This window comes from Simplicispira lacusdiani (assembly GCF_003604195.1).
GTDB classification, from domain to species: Bacteria; Pseudomonadota; Gammaproteobacteria; order Burkholderiales; family Burkholderiaceae_C; genus Simplicispira; species Simplicispira lacusdiani.
Map to the genome: position 1 here is coordinate 52491 of NZ_QXGR01000006.1, position 15794 is coordinate 68284.

10 protein-coding genes are annotated in these 15794 nt (G+C 69.2%); 6 read left to right on the forward strand and 4 right to left on the reverse strand.

Going from position 1 to position 15794, the window contains the following annotated elements; all coding sequences use genetic code 11:
- Nucleotides 1-33 precede the first annotated feature (33 nt).
- Genes D8S75_RS09775 through D8S75_RS09790 form a run of 4 tightly spaced genes read right to left on the reverse strand, consistent with a single transcriptional unit; the run spans nucleotide 34 to nucleotide 6232 of the window.
- Nucleotides 34-1389, reverse strand: coding sequence for a phospholipase C/P1 nuclease family protein (locus D8S75_RS09775; RefSeq protein WP_119966161.1), 1356 nt, complete (start codon nucleotides 1387-1389; stop codon nucleotides 34-36).
- Nucleotides 1390-1409: 20 nt separating this feature from the next.
- On the reverse strand, nucleotides 1410-2972 hold the full coding sequence (locus D8S75_RS09780; RefSeq protein WP_119966162.1) for an FGGY-family carbohydrate kinase: 1563 nt from the start codon (nucleotides 2970-2972) through the stop codon (nucleotides 1410-1412).
- Between the two features lie 60 nt (nucleotides 2973-3032).
- The gene (locus D8S75_RS09785) at nucleotides 3033-4628 is read right to left on the reverse strand and encodes a glycerol-3-phosphate dehydrogenase/oxidase (protein WP_232829001.1); all 1596 of its coding nucleotides are present in this window, start codon (nucleotides 4626-4628) and stop codon (nucleotides 3033-3035) included.
- The gene (locus D8S75_RS09790) at nucleotides 4616-6232 is read right to left on the reverse strand and encodes an FAD-binding oxidoreductase (protein WP_119966163.1); all 1617 of its coding nucleotides are present in this window, start codon (nucleotides 6230-6232) and stop codon (nucleotides 4616-4618) included. The genes D8S75_RS09785 and D8S75_RS09790 overlap by 13 nt, the downstream gene beginning before the upstream one ends.
- Nucleotides 6233-6327: 95 nt before the next feature.
- On the opposite strand from D8S75_RS09790, the gene D8S75_RS09795 reads away from it, so the two are divergent.
- From D8S75_RS09795 to D8S75_RS09820, 6 genes are all read left to right on the forward strand, one after another.
- The gene (locus D8S75_RS09795; RefSeq protein ID WP_198673178.1) at nucleotides 6328-7341 is read left to right on the forward strand and encodes an AraC family transcriptional regulator; all 1014 of its coding nucleotides are present in this window, start codon (nucleotides 6328-6330) and stop codon (nucleotides 7339-7341) included.
- Nucleotides 7342-7520: 179 nt separating this feature from the next.
- Nucleotides 7521-7718, forward strand: a complete 198-nt coding sequence (locus D8S75_RS09800) for a hypothetical protein (protein ID WP_119966165.1) — start codon at nucleotides 7521-7523, stop codon at nucleotides 7716-7718.
- A 212-nt stretch (nucleotides 7719-7930) separates the two neighbouring features.
- Nucleotides 7931-10378, forward strand: a complete 2448-nt coding sequence (locus D8S75_RS09805) for a YgiQ family radical SAM protein (RefSeq protein WP_119966166.1) — start codon at nucleotides 7931-7933, stop codon at nucleotides 10376-10378.
- 205 nt (nucleotides 10379-10583) lie between these two features.
- The gene (locus tag D8S75_RS09810) at nucleotides 10584-12314 is read left to right on the forward strand and encodes a cation:proton antiporter domain-containing protein (RefSeq protein WP_119966167.1); all 1731 of its coding nucleotides are present in this window, start codon (nucleotides 10584-10586) and stop codon (nucleotides 12312-12314) included.
- A gap of 270 nt (nucleotides 12315-12584) precedes the next feature.
- The gene (locus D8S75_RS09815) at nucleotides 12585-13493 is read left to right on the forward strand and encodes a DMT family transporter (protein ID WP_119966168.1); all 909 of its coding nucleotides are present in this window, start codon (nucleotides 12585-12587) and stop codon (nucleotides 13491-13493) included.
- A gap of 295 nt (nucleotides 13494-13788) precedes the next feature.
- On the forward strand, nucleotides 13789-15711 hold the full coding sequence (locus D8S75_RS09820) for a PrkA family serine protein kinase (protein WP_119966169.1): 1923 nt from the start codon (nucleotides 13789-13791) through the stop codon (nucleotides 15709-15711).
- Nucleotides 15712-15794 lie beyond the last annotated feature (83 nt).

The window sequence follows — 15794 nt, forward strand, 5'->3', positions numbered from 1 at the left end:
ATAGCTTACTCCGGCCCCACGGCTGCGGCGCGATCAGCGCGGCGCCGCATTGGCCAGAATGCCCCGCACCATGTTGCGGCTGTGCGCGCCAAAGTTGCGCATCAGCGTGGCGATGGTGGATTCCAGCACCTGGCGGGGCGCGTCGCCCTGGCGGGCGACCTCGGCCACCAGGTCGATGTCCTTGGCATGCACGCCGAAGTCGAAGCCGGGGTCGTCCACATAGCCCGATGGCACGCTGGCGAGCATCTGGCTGGTCACCGTGGTGCCCAGTCCATGGGCCTGATGCGCCACGGTGTCGCGCGGGTAGGCATCGGACCAGGCGGGGTGGCCCGCGTCGGTGCTGGTGTCGCGCAGGGCCAGGTCCACGGCGCCCTGCTGGCGGGCCTGGGCGGCGGCCTGGATCATCTGGCTCTCGTAGCGCTCCAGCACGAAGTGGCGGTTGGACAGCAGGATCACCATGTCGTTCTTCGCGCCGGGCATGCCCAGCGTGGCCAGCAGGTTGATGCCGATGAGCCGCGCGGCCGAGAAACCCGGCGCCAGACTGGCATGGTAGGGCTGGGTCAGGTCCTGCAGGTAGTGCAGCGCCAGCCCCGCGAAGCGCCAGCCCCAGTAGGGGTGGCCGGTGCGGAAGGCCAGTTCGGACAGGCTGGCGTACTGGTGGATGCGCAGCAACGGGTAGGTGCGCTTCAAGAACCCCGCCGCCATGTAGATGACGGGGGATTCGTGGTGGTAGCCCATGTGGAAGGGCGCCTGGGTGGAGAAGCTCAGGTTGGGATTGCCAAAGGGAATCTTGCCGAAGCCGTAGGCGGGGCCCCATTCCGAGGGGCTGTCCGCCCAGAGGTTGAGGTCCATGCCGTAGTCGGGCTCGTCGCTGGCCGAGGCCAGCACGGCCAGGGGCGCCACGCTCTCGCCCGGGCGCAGGCGCACGAAGACATGGCCGCCGCCGTCCTTGTCGCGGGCGGGCAGGGCGCTGACGGCGTCGTGCTCCAGCCGCGCGGCGGGGTCCGGGGCCGGCGCCCAGGGATCGGGCTGCACATAGAGCGCCAGGCGACTTTCGGGCGAAGCGCGCAGCGCCGTCAGGAAGGCCTTGCGCAATGCCTCGGGGCCTTGCCGAGCCACCTGTGCATCGAAGCGCAGCGGTGCGGGCAGCGGCGGGTAGTGCGCGATGTGGGCCTGTGCCCAGGCGTCCTCGCTGGCGAGCAGGGCCTCGACGGGGGCGGCTTGCGCGCGCAGGAAGTCCTCCAGCGGTTCGGCGGCCACGGGCGCGGCCTGGGCCACCTCGGGCAAGGCCTCGAAGGCGCGGTAGCTGGCCAGGGCGTGGTTGCTCCAGGCGAGCGCGGGGCTGGCGGTGCCCAGGGCCAGCAGGGCGGCGATCAGTATCTTTTGCATGGCGGTGCTCCGGATGGAGTTCAGTCCTGTGAAGGGTAGCCGGTGATGGCGCGGATGTCCCGGTACAGGGGCTGCAACCTTTCATACATGCGGCAATAGACGCGCCGGTAGAGCTGCTCGTAGGTGCGGGCGTGCTCCGGCTCGGGCAGGAACACCTGGCCGGTGCGTGTCATGGCGCGCACGGCGGTGGCGAAGTCGGGGTGCAGCCCCAGGCCCACGCTGGCGATGATGGCCGCGCCCAGGCCGCTGGTCTCGTACAGGTGCGGGCGCTCGCAGGGCAGGTTGAAGATGTTGGCGGTGATCTGCATGGCCGCGTCGCTCTGCGAGCCGCCGCCTGACACGCGCACACGCTCGATGCGCGCGCCGCCGCGCTTTTCGATGCGCTCCTTGGCCTCGCGCAGCGCGTAGGCCAGGCCTTCGAGGATGGCGCGGTACAGGTGGGCGCGGGTGTGCACGTCGCCAAAGCCGATGACGGCACCCTTGGCCTCGGGGCCGGGCACCTTGATGCCGGGGTTCCAGAAGGGCTGCAGCATCAGGCCCTGCGCGCCGGGGGGCACGGCGTTCACCAGGGCGTCGAACAGGCTCTCGGGCGGCACGCCGCGCTCGTCGGCCAGGCGCTGCTCGTGCTGGCCGAACTGCTCCTTGAACCAGCTCACCATCCAGAAGCCGCGCGTGATCTGCACCTCGGTGTTGTAGTGGCCCGGCACGGCGGCCTGGTAAGGCGGGATGAAGGGCGTGGCCTCCAGGTAGCGCGGCGTAGTGGTGTTGATGGTGGCGGCCGTGCCGTAGGACAGGCAGGCGATCTCGGGCGTGAGGCAGCCCGCGCCGATCACCTCGCAGGCCTTGTCGGCCGCGCCCGCCACGATGGGCAGCCCGGCGGGGATGCCGGTGTCCTGCGCGGCTTGCGGCGTGACGGCGCCAATCACCGTGCCCGCAGCCACCAGCTCGGGCAGCATGGACGGGCGCACGGGCAGGGCGTGCCATTTCCAGTCGTGCGGCGGCGCCCAGCGGCCTTTTTTGTAGTCGAACGGCACGTATCCGACCTGCGAGGCCACTGAATCGACCATGCGCCCCGCCAGGCGCCAGTGCAGGTAGCCCGAGAGCAGCAGGAACTTGTCGGTGCGCGCCCACAGATCGGGCTGGTGCTGGGCGATCCAGTTGGCCTCGGCCTCGCGCTGGAAGTGGCGCACGGTATCGCGCATGCCGATGGCGGCAAACGCCGTCTCCCACCACCAGGGCAGGCGCGGGGCCAGCTCGGCGCGGCGCTGGTCCAGCCAGATCATGGAGGGGCGCAGCGGCTGCCCGTCGGCGCCCAGCGACACCGTGGTGCCGCGCTGCGTGGTGACGACCACGCCCGCAATCGATTCCTTGGGCACGGAGGTGCTGGCCCACAGGCGCTGGCAGGCCTGGCAGAGCGTTTGCCAGAAGGCCTCGGGGTCGTTCTCCATCCAGCCGGGCTGGGGGGACTGGTAGGTGGTGATGGGCACCTGTGCCTTGTCCACCAGGTTGCCGTGCAGATCGAACAGCAGGGCCCGCACGCTCTGGGTGCCGTTGTCGATGGCCAGCAGGTAGGGCTTGGTCATGGGGTCTCCTGGAGTCGATTGCTATTTTTTTGATAGCTTATTGCGCATAATGGATAAGCGCTAGAGGCTAATTTTGTTTAAATCCGGTAGCTGGTAATGGGCGGCGACCAGTTCGCGGTAGCGGGCGATTTCTGTATCCCAGCGCGCATCGCTCCAACCCAGGTGGGGCGCGCACCGCAGGCGGATGCGCTCCAGCAGTGCCAGCGCTCCGTTCGGCAGCAGCAGCCCCAACCGCGTGCGGCGCAGCAGCAGGTCGTCCAGGTGCTCCACGGCCTCGTGGCGGGCGGCCAGGGGCAGCTCGATCCACAGCGTCTGCGTGCCGGGGATGCATTCCAGGTCTTCAGCGTGCGCATCGGCGCACAGGTGGGCGGCCAGGCTGCCGTAGCGTGCCAGCAGGCGCTGGCGCACGGCGGGGCTCCAGCGCGGGTTCAGGGGGCCGGCGGGGGTGAACAGTGGCGTTTCGTTGCGCGCGAAGGGTTGGCCCACATGCGGCGCGGCCAGGGCCAGCGCGTCCTGCGCCATCAGGCGGAAGGTGGTGAGCTTGCCGCCGGTCAGCGTGACCAGGCCCGATTCGTCCCGCACCACATGGTCGCGCGTGGCCTTGGAGGCGTTCTTCTGGCCGTCATCAATGACCGGGCGCACACCGGCATAGCAGGCGCTGATGTCGCTCGGGGTGAGCTGGGCACCGGGAAACTGGTCGTTCACGGCCTCGATGAGGTAACCGACCTCGGCCGGGGTGATGCTGGCCTCAAGATCGAGCGAGCCTGGGTGGTCCAGGTCGGTGGTGCCGATCAGCGTGGCGCCCTCCCAGGGGTAGAGGAAGACCGGGCGGCCGTCGCGTGGGTGCATGAGGCTGATGCTTTGCGCCACCGGCAGGCGCCAGAACGGCACGAGCAGGTGGCTGCCGCGCAGCGGGCGCAGCAGGGGTGCGCCGCCCACGCCCGCGCGCAGCCGGTCGGCCCAGGCGCCGGTGGCGTTGACCACGCAGCGCGCGCGCACGGTGTGGGTGCGCCCATCCAGCGCGTCCTGCAGTTCCAGGCCCGCCACGCGGCCGTTTTCCAGCCGCAGCCCGCGCGCGGCCAGGTAGTTGAGCGTGGTGGCGCCCAGCAGCCGTGCTTCCTGCAGCACGCGCAGCACCAGGCGGGCGTCGTCGGTCTTGGCGTCCTGGAACACCAGCGCGCCGCGCAGGCCGGGTGGCGCCAGGCCCGGTGCCAGCGCCTGCGTGGTGGCCAGGCCGGCATGGAAGTGGCCGCGCTGCCCTGCCATGAGGTCGTACACCGCCAGTCCGGCCTGCATCAGCCAGCGCCCGGGCTTGCGGCCGGGGCAGTCGGCGAACAGGAAGCTTTGCGGTTCCACCAGGCCCGGGGCCTCGCGCAGCAGGCGGTTGCGCTCGCGCACCGAATGCAGGGTGGTCTTGAGGTCGCCCTCCTTGAGGTAGCGCAGACCGCCGTGCACCAGTTTCGACGAACGGCTGGACGTGCCCCAGGCGAAGTCGCGCTGCTCCACCAGCAGCACGCGCCAGCCCAGCCGCGCCGCCTGCTGCGCCACACCCGCGCCGGTGATGCCGCCGCCGATGACGGCCAGGTCCCATTCCTGCGCCGCGAGCCGGGCCAGCGCCTCGGCGCGCGCGGGGCAGGCGCCCATCAATCCGCCCATGGCCCGCCATCCTGCAGCAGCTTGCCGGGGTTCATGATGCCGTGCGGGTCGAACTGGCGGCACAGTCCGGCCAGCGTCGCCATGCCCAGCGGGCCTTTTTCGTCCGCGAGGTGCGCGGCATGGTCGCGCCCCACGCCGTGCTGGTGGCTCACGGTGCCGCCGTGCGCGGCGATGGCGCGGGCCACGGCGATCTTGAGCTTTTTCCAGCGCTCGAAATTGGGCGCGAAACCGCCCGGCGCCGTGGGCCAGACGTACTGCGCATAGATGCTGCTGCCCTGCGGGTAGACATGCGAGAGGTGGGTGAAGGCGTGCACCGGCTCGCCGAATGTGGCGAACACGTCGCGCGCGGCCTGCTCCATCGCGTGCATCAGCGGCTTGACCTGGGGCCAGTCCACCGCCGTCTCGATGGTGTCCACGCTGTAGCCCAGGTCCCACAGCGTGTTGCGCAGGTAGGGGCCACGGAAGCGGTTGGCCGCCCATTTGCCGCCCATGGCCGGGCCGATGTAGACGGCGCCGTGGCGGCCCAGCAGCTTGCGCGCCTCGCGCAGCGCATGGCGCGCGGTGGCGGGGTCGGCGGTCACGCCGAGCATCAGCAGGCACTTGCCCTCGCCGCAGCCGCGCCAACCCAGGTAGCGCTCCAGCAGGGCGATCAGGCGCTCGTGGCCGGCGAGGCTCAGGTTGGTCTCGGTCTCGATGGCGTTGGACAGGCGCAGCATCGACAGCGGCAGGCGCCGCTGCACCAGCGCGCGCACGGCGGCCTCGGCGCTGTCCCAGTCGGGCAGGAAGAGGGCGTGGAAGCTCTCGTGCCCGGGCAGGGGCGAGACGCGCACCGTGGCCTCGGTGAGGATGCCAAAGCGCCCCTCGGAGCCGAGCACGATTTCGCGCAGGTCGGGCCCCGCGCTGGAGGCAGGCAGGGTGGGCAGCACCAGTGGGCCCACGGGGGTCTCCATGCGGCCGCCCGCGAACAACTGCTCGATGCGCCCATAGCGCAGCGACTGCTGGCCGCTGGAGCGTGTGACCACCCAGCCGCCCACGGTGGAGTATTCAAACGACTGCGGAAAATGCCCCAGGGTGTAGCCTTGCGCGCGCAACTGCGACTCCACCAGGGGCCCCGGCGTGCCCGCGCCGAAGGTGGCGAGCTGGCTGGTTTTGTCCAGGTGCAGCAGACGGTTCATGCGCGTGAGGTTCATCGAGAGGATGGGCCGCTCGCCCAGCGGGCAGTCGAGGTGGCCCGACACGCTGGTGCCGCCCGCGAACGGGATCACCGTCCAGCGCTGGGCGTGCGCCAGATCGAGCAGCGCGCGCACCTGCTCGCCCGACTCGGGAAAGGCCACGCCATCGGGCACCGGGGGCAGGTGGCCGAAGCGCTTCTTGATCCAGTCGGAGTAGCTTTCGCCCAGCGCCACGGAAAGGCGCGCCGAGGGCCCGCGTTCGATCAGTGGGTGCTCCGGCAGGCGCGAGGCCGGAATGCGCGCCAACAGGGCCTCGCGCGTGGCATCCTGCCCGGGCCGCCCCGGCCCGAGGCGTTCTGCCAGCATGGCGCGGGCGCCTTCGCCCAGGTTCATCGAGGTGGCGTCGTCGCCCCAGCCGTTCCAGCGTCGCATGAATGCATACTCCCGTGTTTGAGCGCCACTGTAGGCGCGAGCCGCCCATTTGCCATTCCGCAATGCCGCCAACCGATTGTTCGATCACGCCAAACGTGCCGCCATCGCGTGTCGTGGGCCCCTATGCGCGCACGCTGTGGGACGCCGCGCACGCCGAGGGCGTGCCACCGGCGGACCTGGTCCGGGCGCTGGGCCAGGATGCGCCGGGCGAGCAGGACGTGCCCGTGGCCGCCTACCTCGCGCTGCTGCAGCGTGCGCTGGCGCATGCCGGGCCGGGCTTCGGCTGGCGCCTGGGGCAAAGTGTCAAGCCCACCACCTACGGCGTCAACGGCATCCTGCTGCTGGCCTGCCCCACGCTGGGCGAGGCCCTGGCCCGGGTGCTGCGCTTCGAGTCGCTGGTGCATGACCTGGGGCGCTCGTCCTTCGCGCGGCATGGCGACACGGTGGAATATGCCTGGCGCAACGACTGGGCCGGCCACCCGGCGGCCGACGCGCTGGCCGAGTCGGTGTTCTCGGGCATCCAGACCTGCGCGCAGTGGCTGGTGGGCCAGCCCATCGCCGGCTTCGGCCTCGAATTCATGCACCGGCGCGACGACGCCACCGCGCAGGCCATCGCCCAGGCCAGCGGCGCGCGGGTGCGCTGGGGCTGCGCGGCGCACCGCGCCGTGTTCCCGGCGGCGCTGTTGGATCTGCCCATCCCCCAGGCCAACAAGGCCCTGCTGCCGCTCTTGCAGCGCCATGCCGACGAGCTGCTGCAGGCGCGCCACCCGCGCGAGAGCGGCACCGTGGCCCAGGTGCGCCAGTGCATCTCGGGCCGGCTGGGGCAGGGCGCCGTCAAGCTGGCCGACGTGGCGCGCGACCTGAACCTGTCCACGCGCACCCTGCAGCGCCGCCTGGCGGAGGCCGGCGTGGCCTACCAGGCGCTGCTCGACGCCACGCGGCACGAGCTGGCCTGCCACTACCTGGCCACCTCGGCCATGCCCATTGCCGAGGTGGGCTACCTGCTGGGCTACCAGGAGCCCACGGCCTTCCACCACGCCTTCAAGCAATGGCAGGGGCAGGGGCCGGGGCAGTACCGGGCGCAAGCCCGGCCCGCCGGCGCCGGCTGAGCCGCGCGGCGGGTTGTGATTTCCATCACGCCCGCGGACATTTCGCGTGGGGTGCCCGCGCCATGAGGCTGCGCGGTGTGCGTTCTGTCACACGCCTGTACGGCTTGTCTTCCTACACTGGGCCTTGCTTCGCGCACCTACGCTGTCGTGCACGCCCCACTTCCCAGGAAAGCCCTCCCATGCTCGCAATCCCTCTCGCCGCCCCCCTGCAGCAGTCCCTGGCCAGCCATGTCTTCGGCCGCCTGATCGCGCGCACGCCGCCGGCCCGTGCCGCTGCCGCGCCGGTCGAGGCCAGCGCCACGCCCGCCATGCCGGAGCCGCTGGAGGAAGAGCTGCCCGACCTGGCCCAGCGCGTGCGCGAACTCGGCGAGTGGTGATCGGGCTTCCCAGTCGACGCGGATAGCTATCAAAATAGTAGCTTTTAGCGCCCTGTGGGCGGGCGAAAAGGCCATTTTTCCCTTGCGAAATCCGCACAACACCTGCTCGGTGTGGGGGCAAGTGTCCCGGGGTGCGGATTTTGGGGGTGCGTCGTAAAATCGAGGGTTATCCCCACAAGAGCGCCGCCGTTGCCGCATGGCCGCCCACCCCCATGACCGCCTACGTTGACGTTTCCCAGTTTCCGCGCGCCGCCAAGCCGCTGACCAGCTACCGCCCGTTCTGGGCCAAGCGCTTCGGCACGGCCCCGTTCCTGCCCATGAGCCGCGCCGAGATGGAGCAACTCGGCTGGGACAGCTGCGACATCGTGCTGGTGACCGGCGACGCCTATGTGGACCACCCGAGTTTCGGCATGGCCGTGATCGGCCGCCTGCTCGAAGCCCAGGGCTTTCGCGTGGGCATCATCGCCCAGCCCGACTGGCAGAGCGCCGAGCCCTTCAAGGTACTGGGCAAGCCCAACCTGTTCTGGGCCGTGACCGCGGGGAACATGGATTCCATGATCAACCGCTACACGGCCGACCGCAAGATCCGCAGCGACGATGCCTACACCCCCGGCGCCGAGGGCAACCGCCGCCCCGACCGCGCCGCCGTGGTCTACAGCCAGCGCTGCCGCGAGGCCTACAAGGACGTGCCCATCGTGCTGGGCGGCATCGAAGGCTCGCTGCGCCGCATCGCCCACTACGACTACTGGAGCGACAAGGTGCGCCGCTCCATCGTGGTGGACGCCAAGTGCGACCTGCTGCTCTACGGCAACGCCGACCGCGCCATCGTCGAGATTGCCCACCGCCTGGCCGCGCGTGAGCCCGTGCTGAACATCACCGACGTGCGCGGCACCGCCTTCGTGCGCCGCAGCTCGCCCGAGGGCTGGTTCGAGATCGACTCCACCAGCGTGGACCAGCCCGGCCGCGTGGAAGACCACATCAACCCCTACCAGACCACGAGCGAGCAGGCGGCGGCCCAGGGCGCCAGCTGCAATGGCCCGAACACTACGGTTTCGATAGCTGATGGCGCACAGCCGGCGGGCGCTGGCGGCCAAAATGGCCCAAAAACGGAAGACGCCAACACGCACAAGCTCAACTTCGTGCCCAACCCGGCCCTGGCCGCCAAGCGCAAGCTGCCGCCGCAGGACCGCACCGTGATCCGCCTGCCCAGCTACGAGCAGGTGCGCAGCGACGCCGTGCTCTATGCCCACGCCAACCGCGTGATGCACCTGGAGACCAACCCCGGCAACGCCCGCGCCATGGTGCAGGCGCACGGCGATGGCGCCACGGCGCGCGACGTCTGGCTCAACCCGCCGCCCATCCCGCTGACCACGGCCGAGATGGACTATGTCTTCGACCTGCCGTATGCGCGCAGTCCGCACCCGCGCTATGCCGACGAGCGCGGCCGCCACGACGGCGCGACCAAGATCCCGGCGTGGGAGATGATCCGGTTCTCGATCAACATCATGCGCGGCTGCTTTGGCGGCTGCACCTTCTGCTCGATCACCGAGCACGAGGGGCGCATCATCCAGAGCCGTTCCGAAGAATCCATCATCCGCGAGATCGAGGATGTGCGCGACAAGGTGCAGGGCTTCACCGGCACCATCTCCGACCTGGGCGGTCCCACGGCCAACATGTACCGCCTGGGCTGCCGCACGCCCGAGATCGAGGCCGCCTGCCGCAAGCCCAGCTGCGTCTACCCGGGCATCTGCCAGAACCTCACCACCAACCACGACCCGCTCATCAAGATCTACAAGCGCGGCCGCGAGATCAAGGGCGTGAAGAAGATCCTCATCGGCTCGGGCCTGCGCTACGACCTGGCCATCCAGTCGCCCGAGTACGTCAAGGAACTGGTGCAGCACCACGTGGGCGGCTACCTGAAGATCGCCCCCGAGCACACCGAATCCGGCCCGCTCACCAAGATGATGAAGCCGGGCATCGGCAACTACGACAAGTTCAAGGTGATGTTCGAGAAGTACACGGCCGAGGCGGGCAAGAAGCAGTTCCTCATCCCGTACTTCATCGCCGCCCACCCCGGCACCAGCGACGAGGACATGATGAACCTCGCCATCTGGCTGAAGAAGAACGGCTTCCGCGCCGACCAGGTGCAAACCTTCTACCCCAGCACCATGGCCACCGCCACGGCCATGTACCACACCGGCATCAACACCCTGAAGGGCGTGCACCGCGACGAGCGCGGCGAAAAGGTCGACGTGGTGCGCGGCGAGAAGCGCCGCCGCCTGCACAAGGCCTTCCTGCGCTACCACGATCCGAACAACTGGCCGCTGCTGCGGGACGCCCTCAAGGCCATGGGCCGGGCGGACCTCATTGGCAACGGCAAGCACCACCTGATCCCCACCTACCAGCCGCTGGCGGGGCAATGCTCCAAGGCCGACAAGGGCAAGTACCTGGTGATCCCGACCATGGTGCTGGACAAGGCGCGCGCCGACACCGCCAAGGGCCAGGCCGGGGCGCAAGCCGCCGGGCGCGGTGCAGGCCAACCGGCGGCCAAGATGGCGCCCAAGGCGCCGCGCCCTGGCCAGACCCTGACGCAGCACACCGGGTTGCCGCCGCGCGTCACGGGCAATGCCCGTCCGGGCCCGAAGAAGAAGCCCCGCTGAACGCTAGCGCGCGCCGCTTGCTACACTTTACGTAGCTGAAAACCCTGCCAGGCCCCGTGCCTTGGCATGGCCTGAGCCAAAACCCACGGTATTCCACCCAGAATGGTTTTCATCCTGGGGCCGTGGGCTGACTTCCTGCGCCCAGGTTGGGGTGCCCTTTGAAACGGTTGCACCCGGTCGTGTCCGGACTCACCATTGGAAGCCCATGGAACACAACATTCCGCTCATCACCACGCTGGCCGCGGGCTTCGGCATCGCCCTGGTGCTCGGCTTCATCGCCGAACGCATCCGCCTGCCCGCGTTGGTGGGCTACCTGCTCGCGGGCATTGCCATCGGCCCGGCCACGCCGGGTTTCGTGGCCGATATGCACATCGCCGCGCAGCTGTCGGAAATCGGCGTGATGCTGCTGATGTTCGGCGTGGGCCTGCATTTCTCGCTCAACGACCTCATGGCCGTCAAGCGCATCGCCATCCCCGGCGCCGTGGTGCAGATGGGGCTGGCTACGGTGCTGGGCATGGGGCTGGCCTCGTGGTGGGGCTGGAGCTGGGGCGAGGGGCTGGTGTTTGGGCTCTCGCTCTCGTGCGCCAGCACCGTGGTGCTGCTCAAGGCGCTGGAGGTGCGCGGCCTGCTCGACACCATGAACGGCCGCATCGCCGTGGGCTGGCTGGTGGTCGAGGACCTGGCCACGGTGCTGGTGCTCGTGCTGCTGCCGCCGCTGGCCGGGGTGCTGGGCGCCCCGGGGGCGCAGGCCGTGGACCAGCCGCTGTGGCGCACCATCGGCCAGACGCTGCTGCAGGTGGCGGCCTTCATCGCGCTGATGCTCATTTTCGGCCGCCGCGCGCTGCCCTGGCTGCTGTGGCAGGTGGCCAAGACCGGCTCGCGCGAGCTGTTCACGCTCTCGGTGGTGGCCTGCGCCATCGGCATCGCCTATGGCGCGGCGGGGCTGTTCAGCGTGTCGTTCGCGCTGGGCGCCTTCTTCGCCGGCATGGTGATGCGCGAGTCCGAGTTCAGCCACCGCGCGGCGCAGGAGTCTCTGCCGCTGCGCGACGCGTTCTCGGTGCTGTTCTTCGTGGCCGTGGGCATGCTGTTCGATCCCCAGGTGCTGCTCGAACAGCCGCTGCAGGTGCTGGGCGTGCTGGCCATCATCATCGTGGGCAAGTCGCTGGCCGCGCTGGGGCTGGTGCTGGCCTTCCGCTACCCGCTCAACGCCGCGCTCACGGTGGCCGCCAGCCTGGCGCAGATCGGCGAGTTCTCTTTCATCCTGGCGGGCCTGGGGCTCACGCTGGGTCTGCTGCCGCCCCAGGGCATGAGCCTGGTGCTGGCCGGCGCGCTGATCTCCATCGCGCTCAACCCCTTCCTGTTCACGGCGGTGGAGCCGGTGCGGCGCTGGATCCTGGAGCGCTCCGAGCTGGCACGCCGCCTGGAGCAGCGCGACGACCCCTACGCCGAACTGCCCATGAGCACCGAGCGCAAGTACCTCCAGGGCCAGGTGGTGCTGGTGGGCTACGGGCGCGTGGGGCGCCGCATCGCCCGGTCGCTGGAGGAGCGCGGCATTCCCTACGTGGTGGCCGAGCAGAACCGTGAGCTGGTCGAGGACCTGCGCAAGCAGGGCCGGGTGGCCGTCTCGGGCAATGCCGCCGAGCCGGTGGTGCTGGTGCAAGCCCACATCGCCGACGCCGCCATGCTGGTGGTGGCCGTGCCCGACCCGATCCATGTGCGCCAGATGGTGCAGACCGCGCGCACGCTGAATCCGGGCATCGAGGTGGTGCTGCGCAGCCACGGCGAGGACGAATCGCAGATGCTGCGCATGGACGGCGTGGGCACGGTGTTCTACGGCGAGGAGGAACTCGCCAAGGGCATGACTCGCCATGTGCTGGAACGCTTCGCGCCCGGGCCGGATGAACCCGCCGGCAAGCATGCCTCGCACGGCGCTTGATTTGCTATCGGAAGAGTAGCGTCTGGCGCTTTTTGGGTAAGCGCTAGAGCCGTTTTTCATGTGTTTTTTGGCCAGCGCGCTGTGTCGTCGCGGGCGCTGCTACCATGGGCGGCTTATGCATCTGCTTTCTCCTCCCTCCTTCCGCTGATCCGCGTTGCCCTCGCTGGCAACGCCCGGGCCCTGCGGGCCCGGGGTGGACCGCGCGCCCCTAGGGGCCGCGCGGCTTGGACACGGGTGCGCCGCCGCGCGCACCGCACGGGAGAACTTCACATGGAAAGATCGAAAGCCGCCCTGGCCTGGGGCGGAGTGTTGCTGGCGGGCGCGCTGTGGGGCGGTGGCGCCCTGGTGGCCCAGCAGTTGATGGCGGGCGGCATGTCGCCCGCGAGCCTGGCCCTGGCGCGGTTCGGGCTGGGTCTGCCCCTGCTTCTGGGCTGGGCCCATGCGGCTGCGGCGCGCGATGCGGGGCGGATGCGCCAGCCGCCATGGCCGGGACGGGTGCGCGCCCTGGTGCTGGGCACGGGGGTGGCCATGGCCTTGAGCGTGGGGTGCTGGTTCATGGCCATCACGCTCATGGGCGCGGCGCTGCCCACGGTGATTTCCGTCTGCTGCGCGCCGGTGTTCGTGGCGCTCATCGCCGCCTGGCGTGGCTATGAGCGCATGGATGCCGGGCTGCTGCGCGGCCTGGCACTGGCCTTGCTGGGCACCGGGCTGCTGGTGGCGCCTGAGGGCGGCTGGCATCTGCCGGCGGACCAGTGGGCGGGCGTGGCCTGGTCGCTCGGCGCCGCCGTGACGCATGCGCTGGTGGTTCTGGGCAATGCGCGCATGCCGCGCGCGGTGTCGCCCCTGGCGGCCTCGGCCTGGGGCATGGCGGCCGCCGCCGCGTGCACGGCGGCCGTGGCGTTGCTGCAGGGCCTGACCTGGCCTCGGGGCGCCGCGCAGTGGCTCGGCGCGGGCTACACCGGCGTGGTCACCACGGCGCTGGCCTACGTGGCGTTCGCCTGGGGCGCACGGCGCCTGGGACCGACCGCGGCGGTGGTGGGCACGCTGGTGGAGCCGCTCGTGGCGGCGCTGCTCGCGGCCTGGCTGCTGGGCGAGGCCCTGGGGGTTGCGCAGGTGGCTGGCGCGCTGGTGCTGTGCGCGGCGATCCTGGTGCTGTCACGCCGGGGGCGTTTTGCGTGAAGCTATTGAAAGGATAGCTTCCGGCGCCCGTCGCACGGCCGCTGAAGCCATGCTTCATGCGGCCCGTGGCGGCCGGGCACGGGGGAAAGCGATGTGCGCGAAGACATGAACTTTGCGCAGTGTGCCACGCTCTATCCATGTGCGTGCAGGCCATGAAAAAAAGCATCGCGTGCGTCCACGGATACCTGTTCAAGGGCGGGCCGTGGTGCTACAAAGGGCCAAGCCGGTAGCGATTCCCACTGCAACACCGTGGCACCACCCGAGCCCGCCGGGGGGTGCCGCCACAGGAGGTCGTATGGATGCCATCAGCAGTTTCACCGCGCGCTATGCCCGTAGCCGCGAAGAGGAAATGTCGGTCGACGAGTACCTCGCCGAGTGCAAGCGCGATCCCATGGCCTATGCCACGGCCGCCCAGCGCATGCTGGCCGCCATCGGCGAGCCCGAGATGGTGGACACGCGCAACGATCCGCGCCTCTCGCGCCTCTTCGCCAACAAGGTGATCAAGCGCTACCCCACGTTCGCCGAGTTCTATGGCATGGAGGATTCCATCGAGCAGGTGGTGAGCTTCTTCCGCCATGCCGCGCAGGGGCTGGAGGAGCGCAAGCAGATCCTCTACCTGCTGGGCCCAGTGGGCGGGGGCAAGAGCTCCATCGCCGAGCGGCTCAAGTACCTGATGCAGAAGGTGCCGTTTTATGCGCTCAAGGGCTCGCCGGTGAACGAGTCGCCGCTGGGTTTGTTCGATGCGGTGGAGGATGGGCCGGTGCTGGAAGAGCAGTTCGGCATCCCCAGGCGCTACCTGCAGCGCGTGCTGTCGCCCTGGGCGGTGAAGCGGCTGGAGGAATTCGGCGGTGACATCCGCCAGTTCCGCGTGGTCAAGCGCTACCCCAGCATCCTCAAGCAGGTGGGCATCGCCAAGACCGAGCCGGGCGACGAGAACAATCAGGATATTTCGAGTCTGGTGGGCAAGGTGGACATCCGCAAGCTCGAAACCTTCGCCCAGGACGACACCGACGCCTACAGCTACAGCGGCGGCCTGTGCCTGGCCAACCAAGGCTTGCTCGAATTCGTGGAGATGTTCAAGGCCCCCATCAAGGTGCTGCACCCGCTGCTCACCGCCACGCAAGAGGGCAACTACAAGGGTACCGAGGGCTTCGGCGCCATCCCGTTCGACGGCGTGGTGCTGGCGCACAGCAACGAGAGCGAATGGAAGGCGTTCCGCAACAACAAGAACAACGAGGCCTTCCTGGACCGCATCTACATCGTCAAGGTACCGTACTGCCTGCGCGTGAGCGAGGAGATCCGCATCTACGAGAAGCTGATCCGCGAATCGTCGCTGGGCAACGCCGTGTGTGCGCCGGGCACGCTCAAGATGATGTCGCAGTTCGCCATCCTCACGCGGCTGAAGGAGCCGGAGAACTCCAGCATCTTCAGCAAGATGCAGGTGTACGACGGCGAGAGCCTGAAGGACACCGACCCGCGCGCCAAGAGCTACCAGGAGTACCGCGACTATGCCGGCGTGGACGAGGGCATGACGGGCATCTCCACGCGCTTCGCGTTCAAGATCCTGTCCAAGGTGTTCAATTTCGACAGCGCCGAGGTGGCGGCCAACCCGGTGCACCTGATGTATGTGCTGGAGCAGCAGATCGAGCGCGAGCAGTTCCCCGCCGAGCTGGAGACCAAGTACACCAGCTACATCAAGGAATTCCTCTCACCGCGCTATGCCGAGTTCATCGGCAAGGAGATCCAGACCGCCTACCTGGAGAGCTACAGCGAGTACGGGCAGAACATCTTCGACCGCTACGTCACCTACGCCGACTACTGGATCCAGGACAACGAGTACCGCGACACCGACACGGGCGAGGTGTTCGACCGGGGTGCGCTCAACGCCGAGCTGGAGAAGATCGAGAAGCCCGCCGGTATTGCCAACCCCAAGGACTTCCGCAACGAGATCGTCAACTTCGTGCTGCGGGCGCGGGCCAACAACCAGGGCAAGAACCCGAGCTGGACCAGCTACGAAAAACTGCGCCTGGTGATCGAGAAGAAGATGTTCTCGAACACGGAGGAGCTGCTCCCGGTGATCAGCTTCAACGCCAAGGCCAGCGCCGAGGAGGCGCGCAAGCACGAGGACTTCGTCACCCGCATGGTGAACAAGGGCTACACCCCCAAGCAGGTGCGCTTGCTGTGCGAGTGGTACCTGCGCGTGCGTAAAAGCAGTTAGATATGGTGCAACCCCCTGAGTCGCTGCGCGCCTTCCCCCTTCTCTCGAATGGCTGCGCCATTCGGGAAGGGGGACGCAGCCAG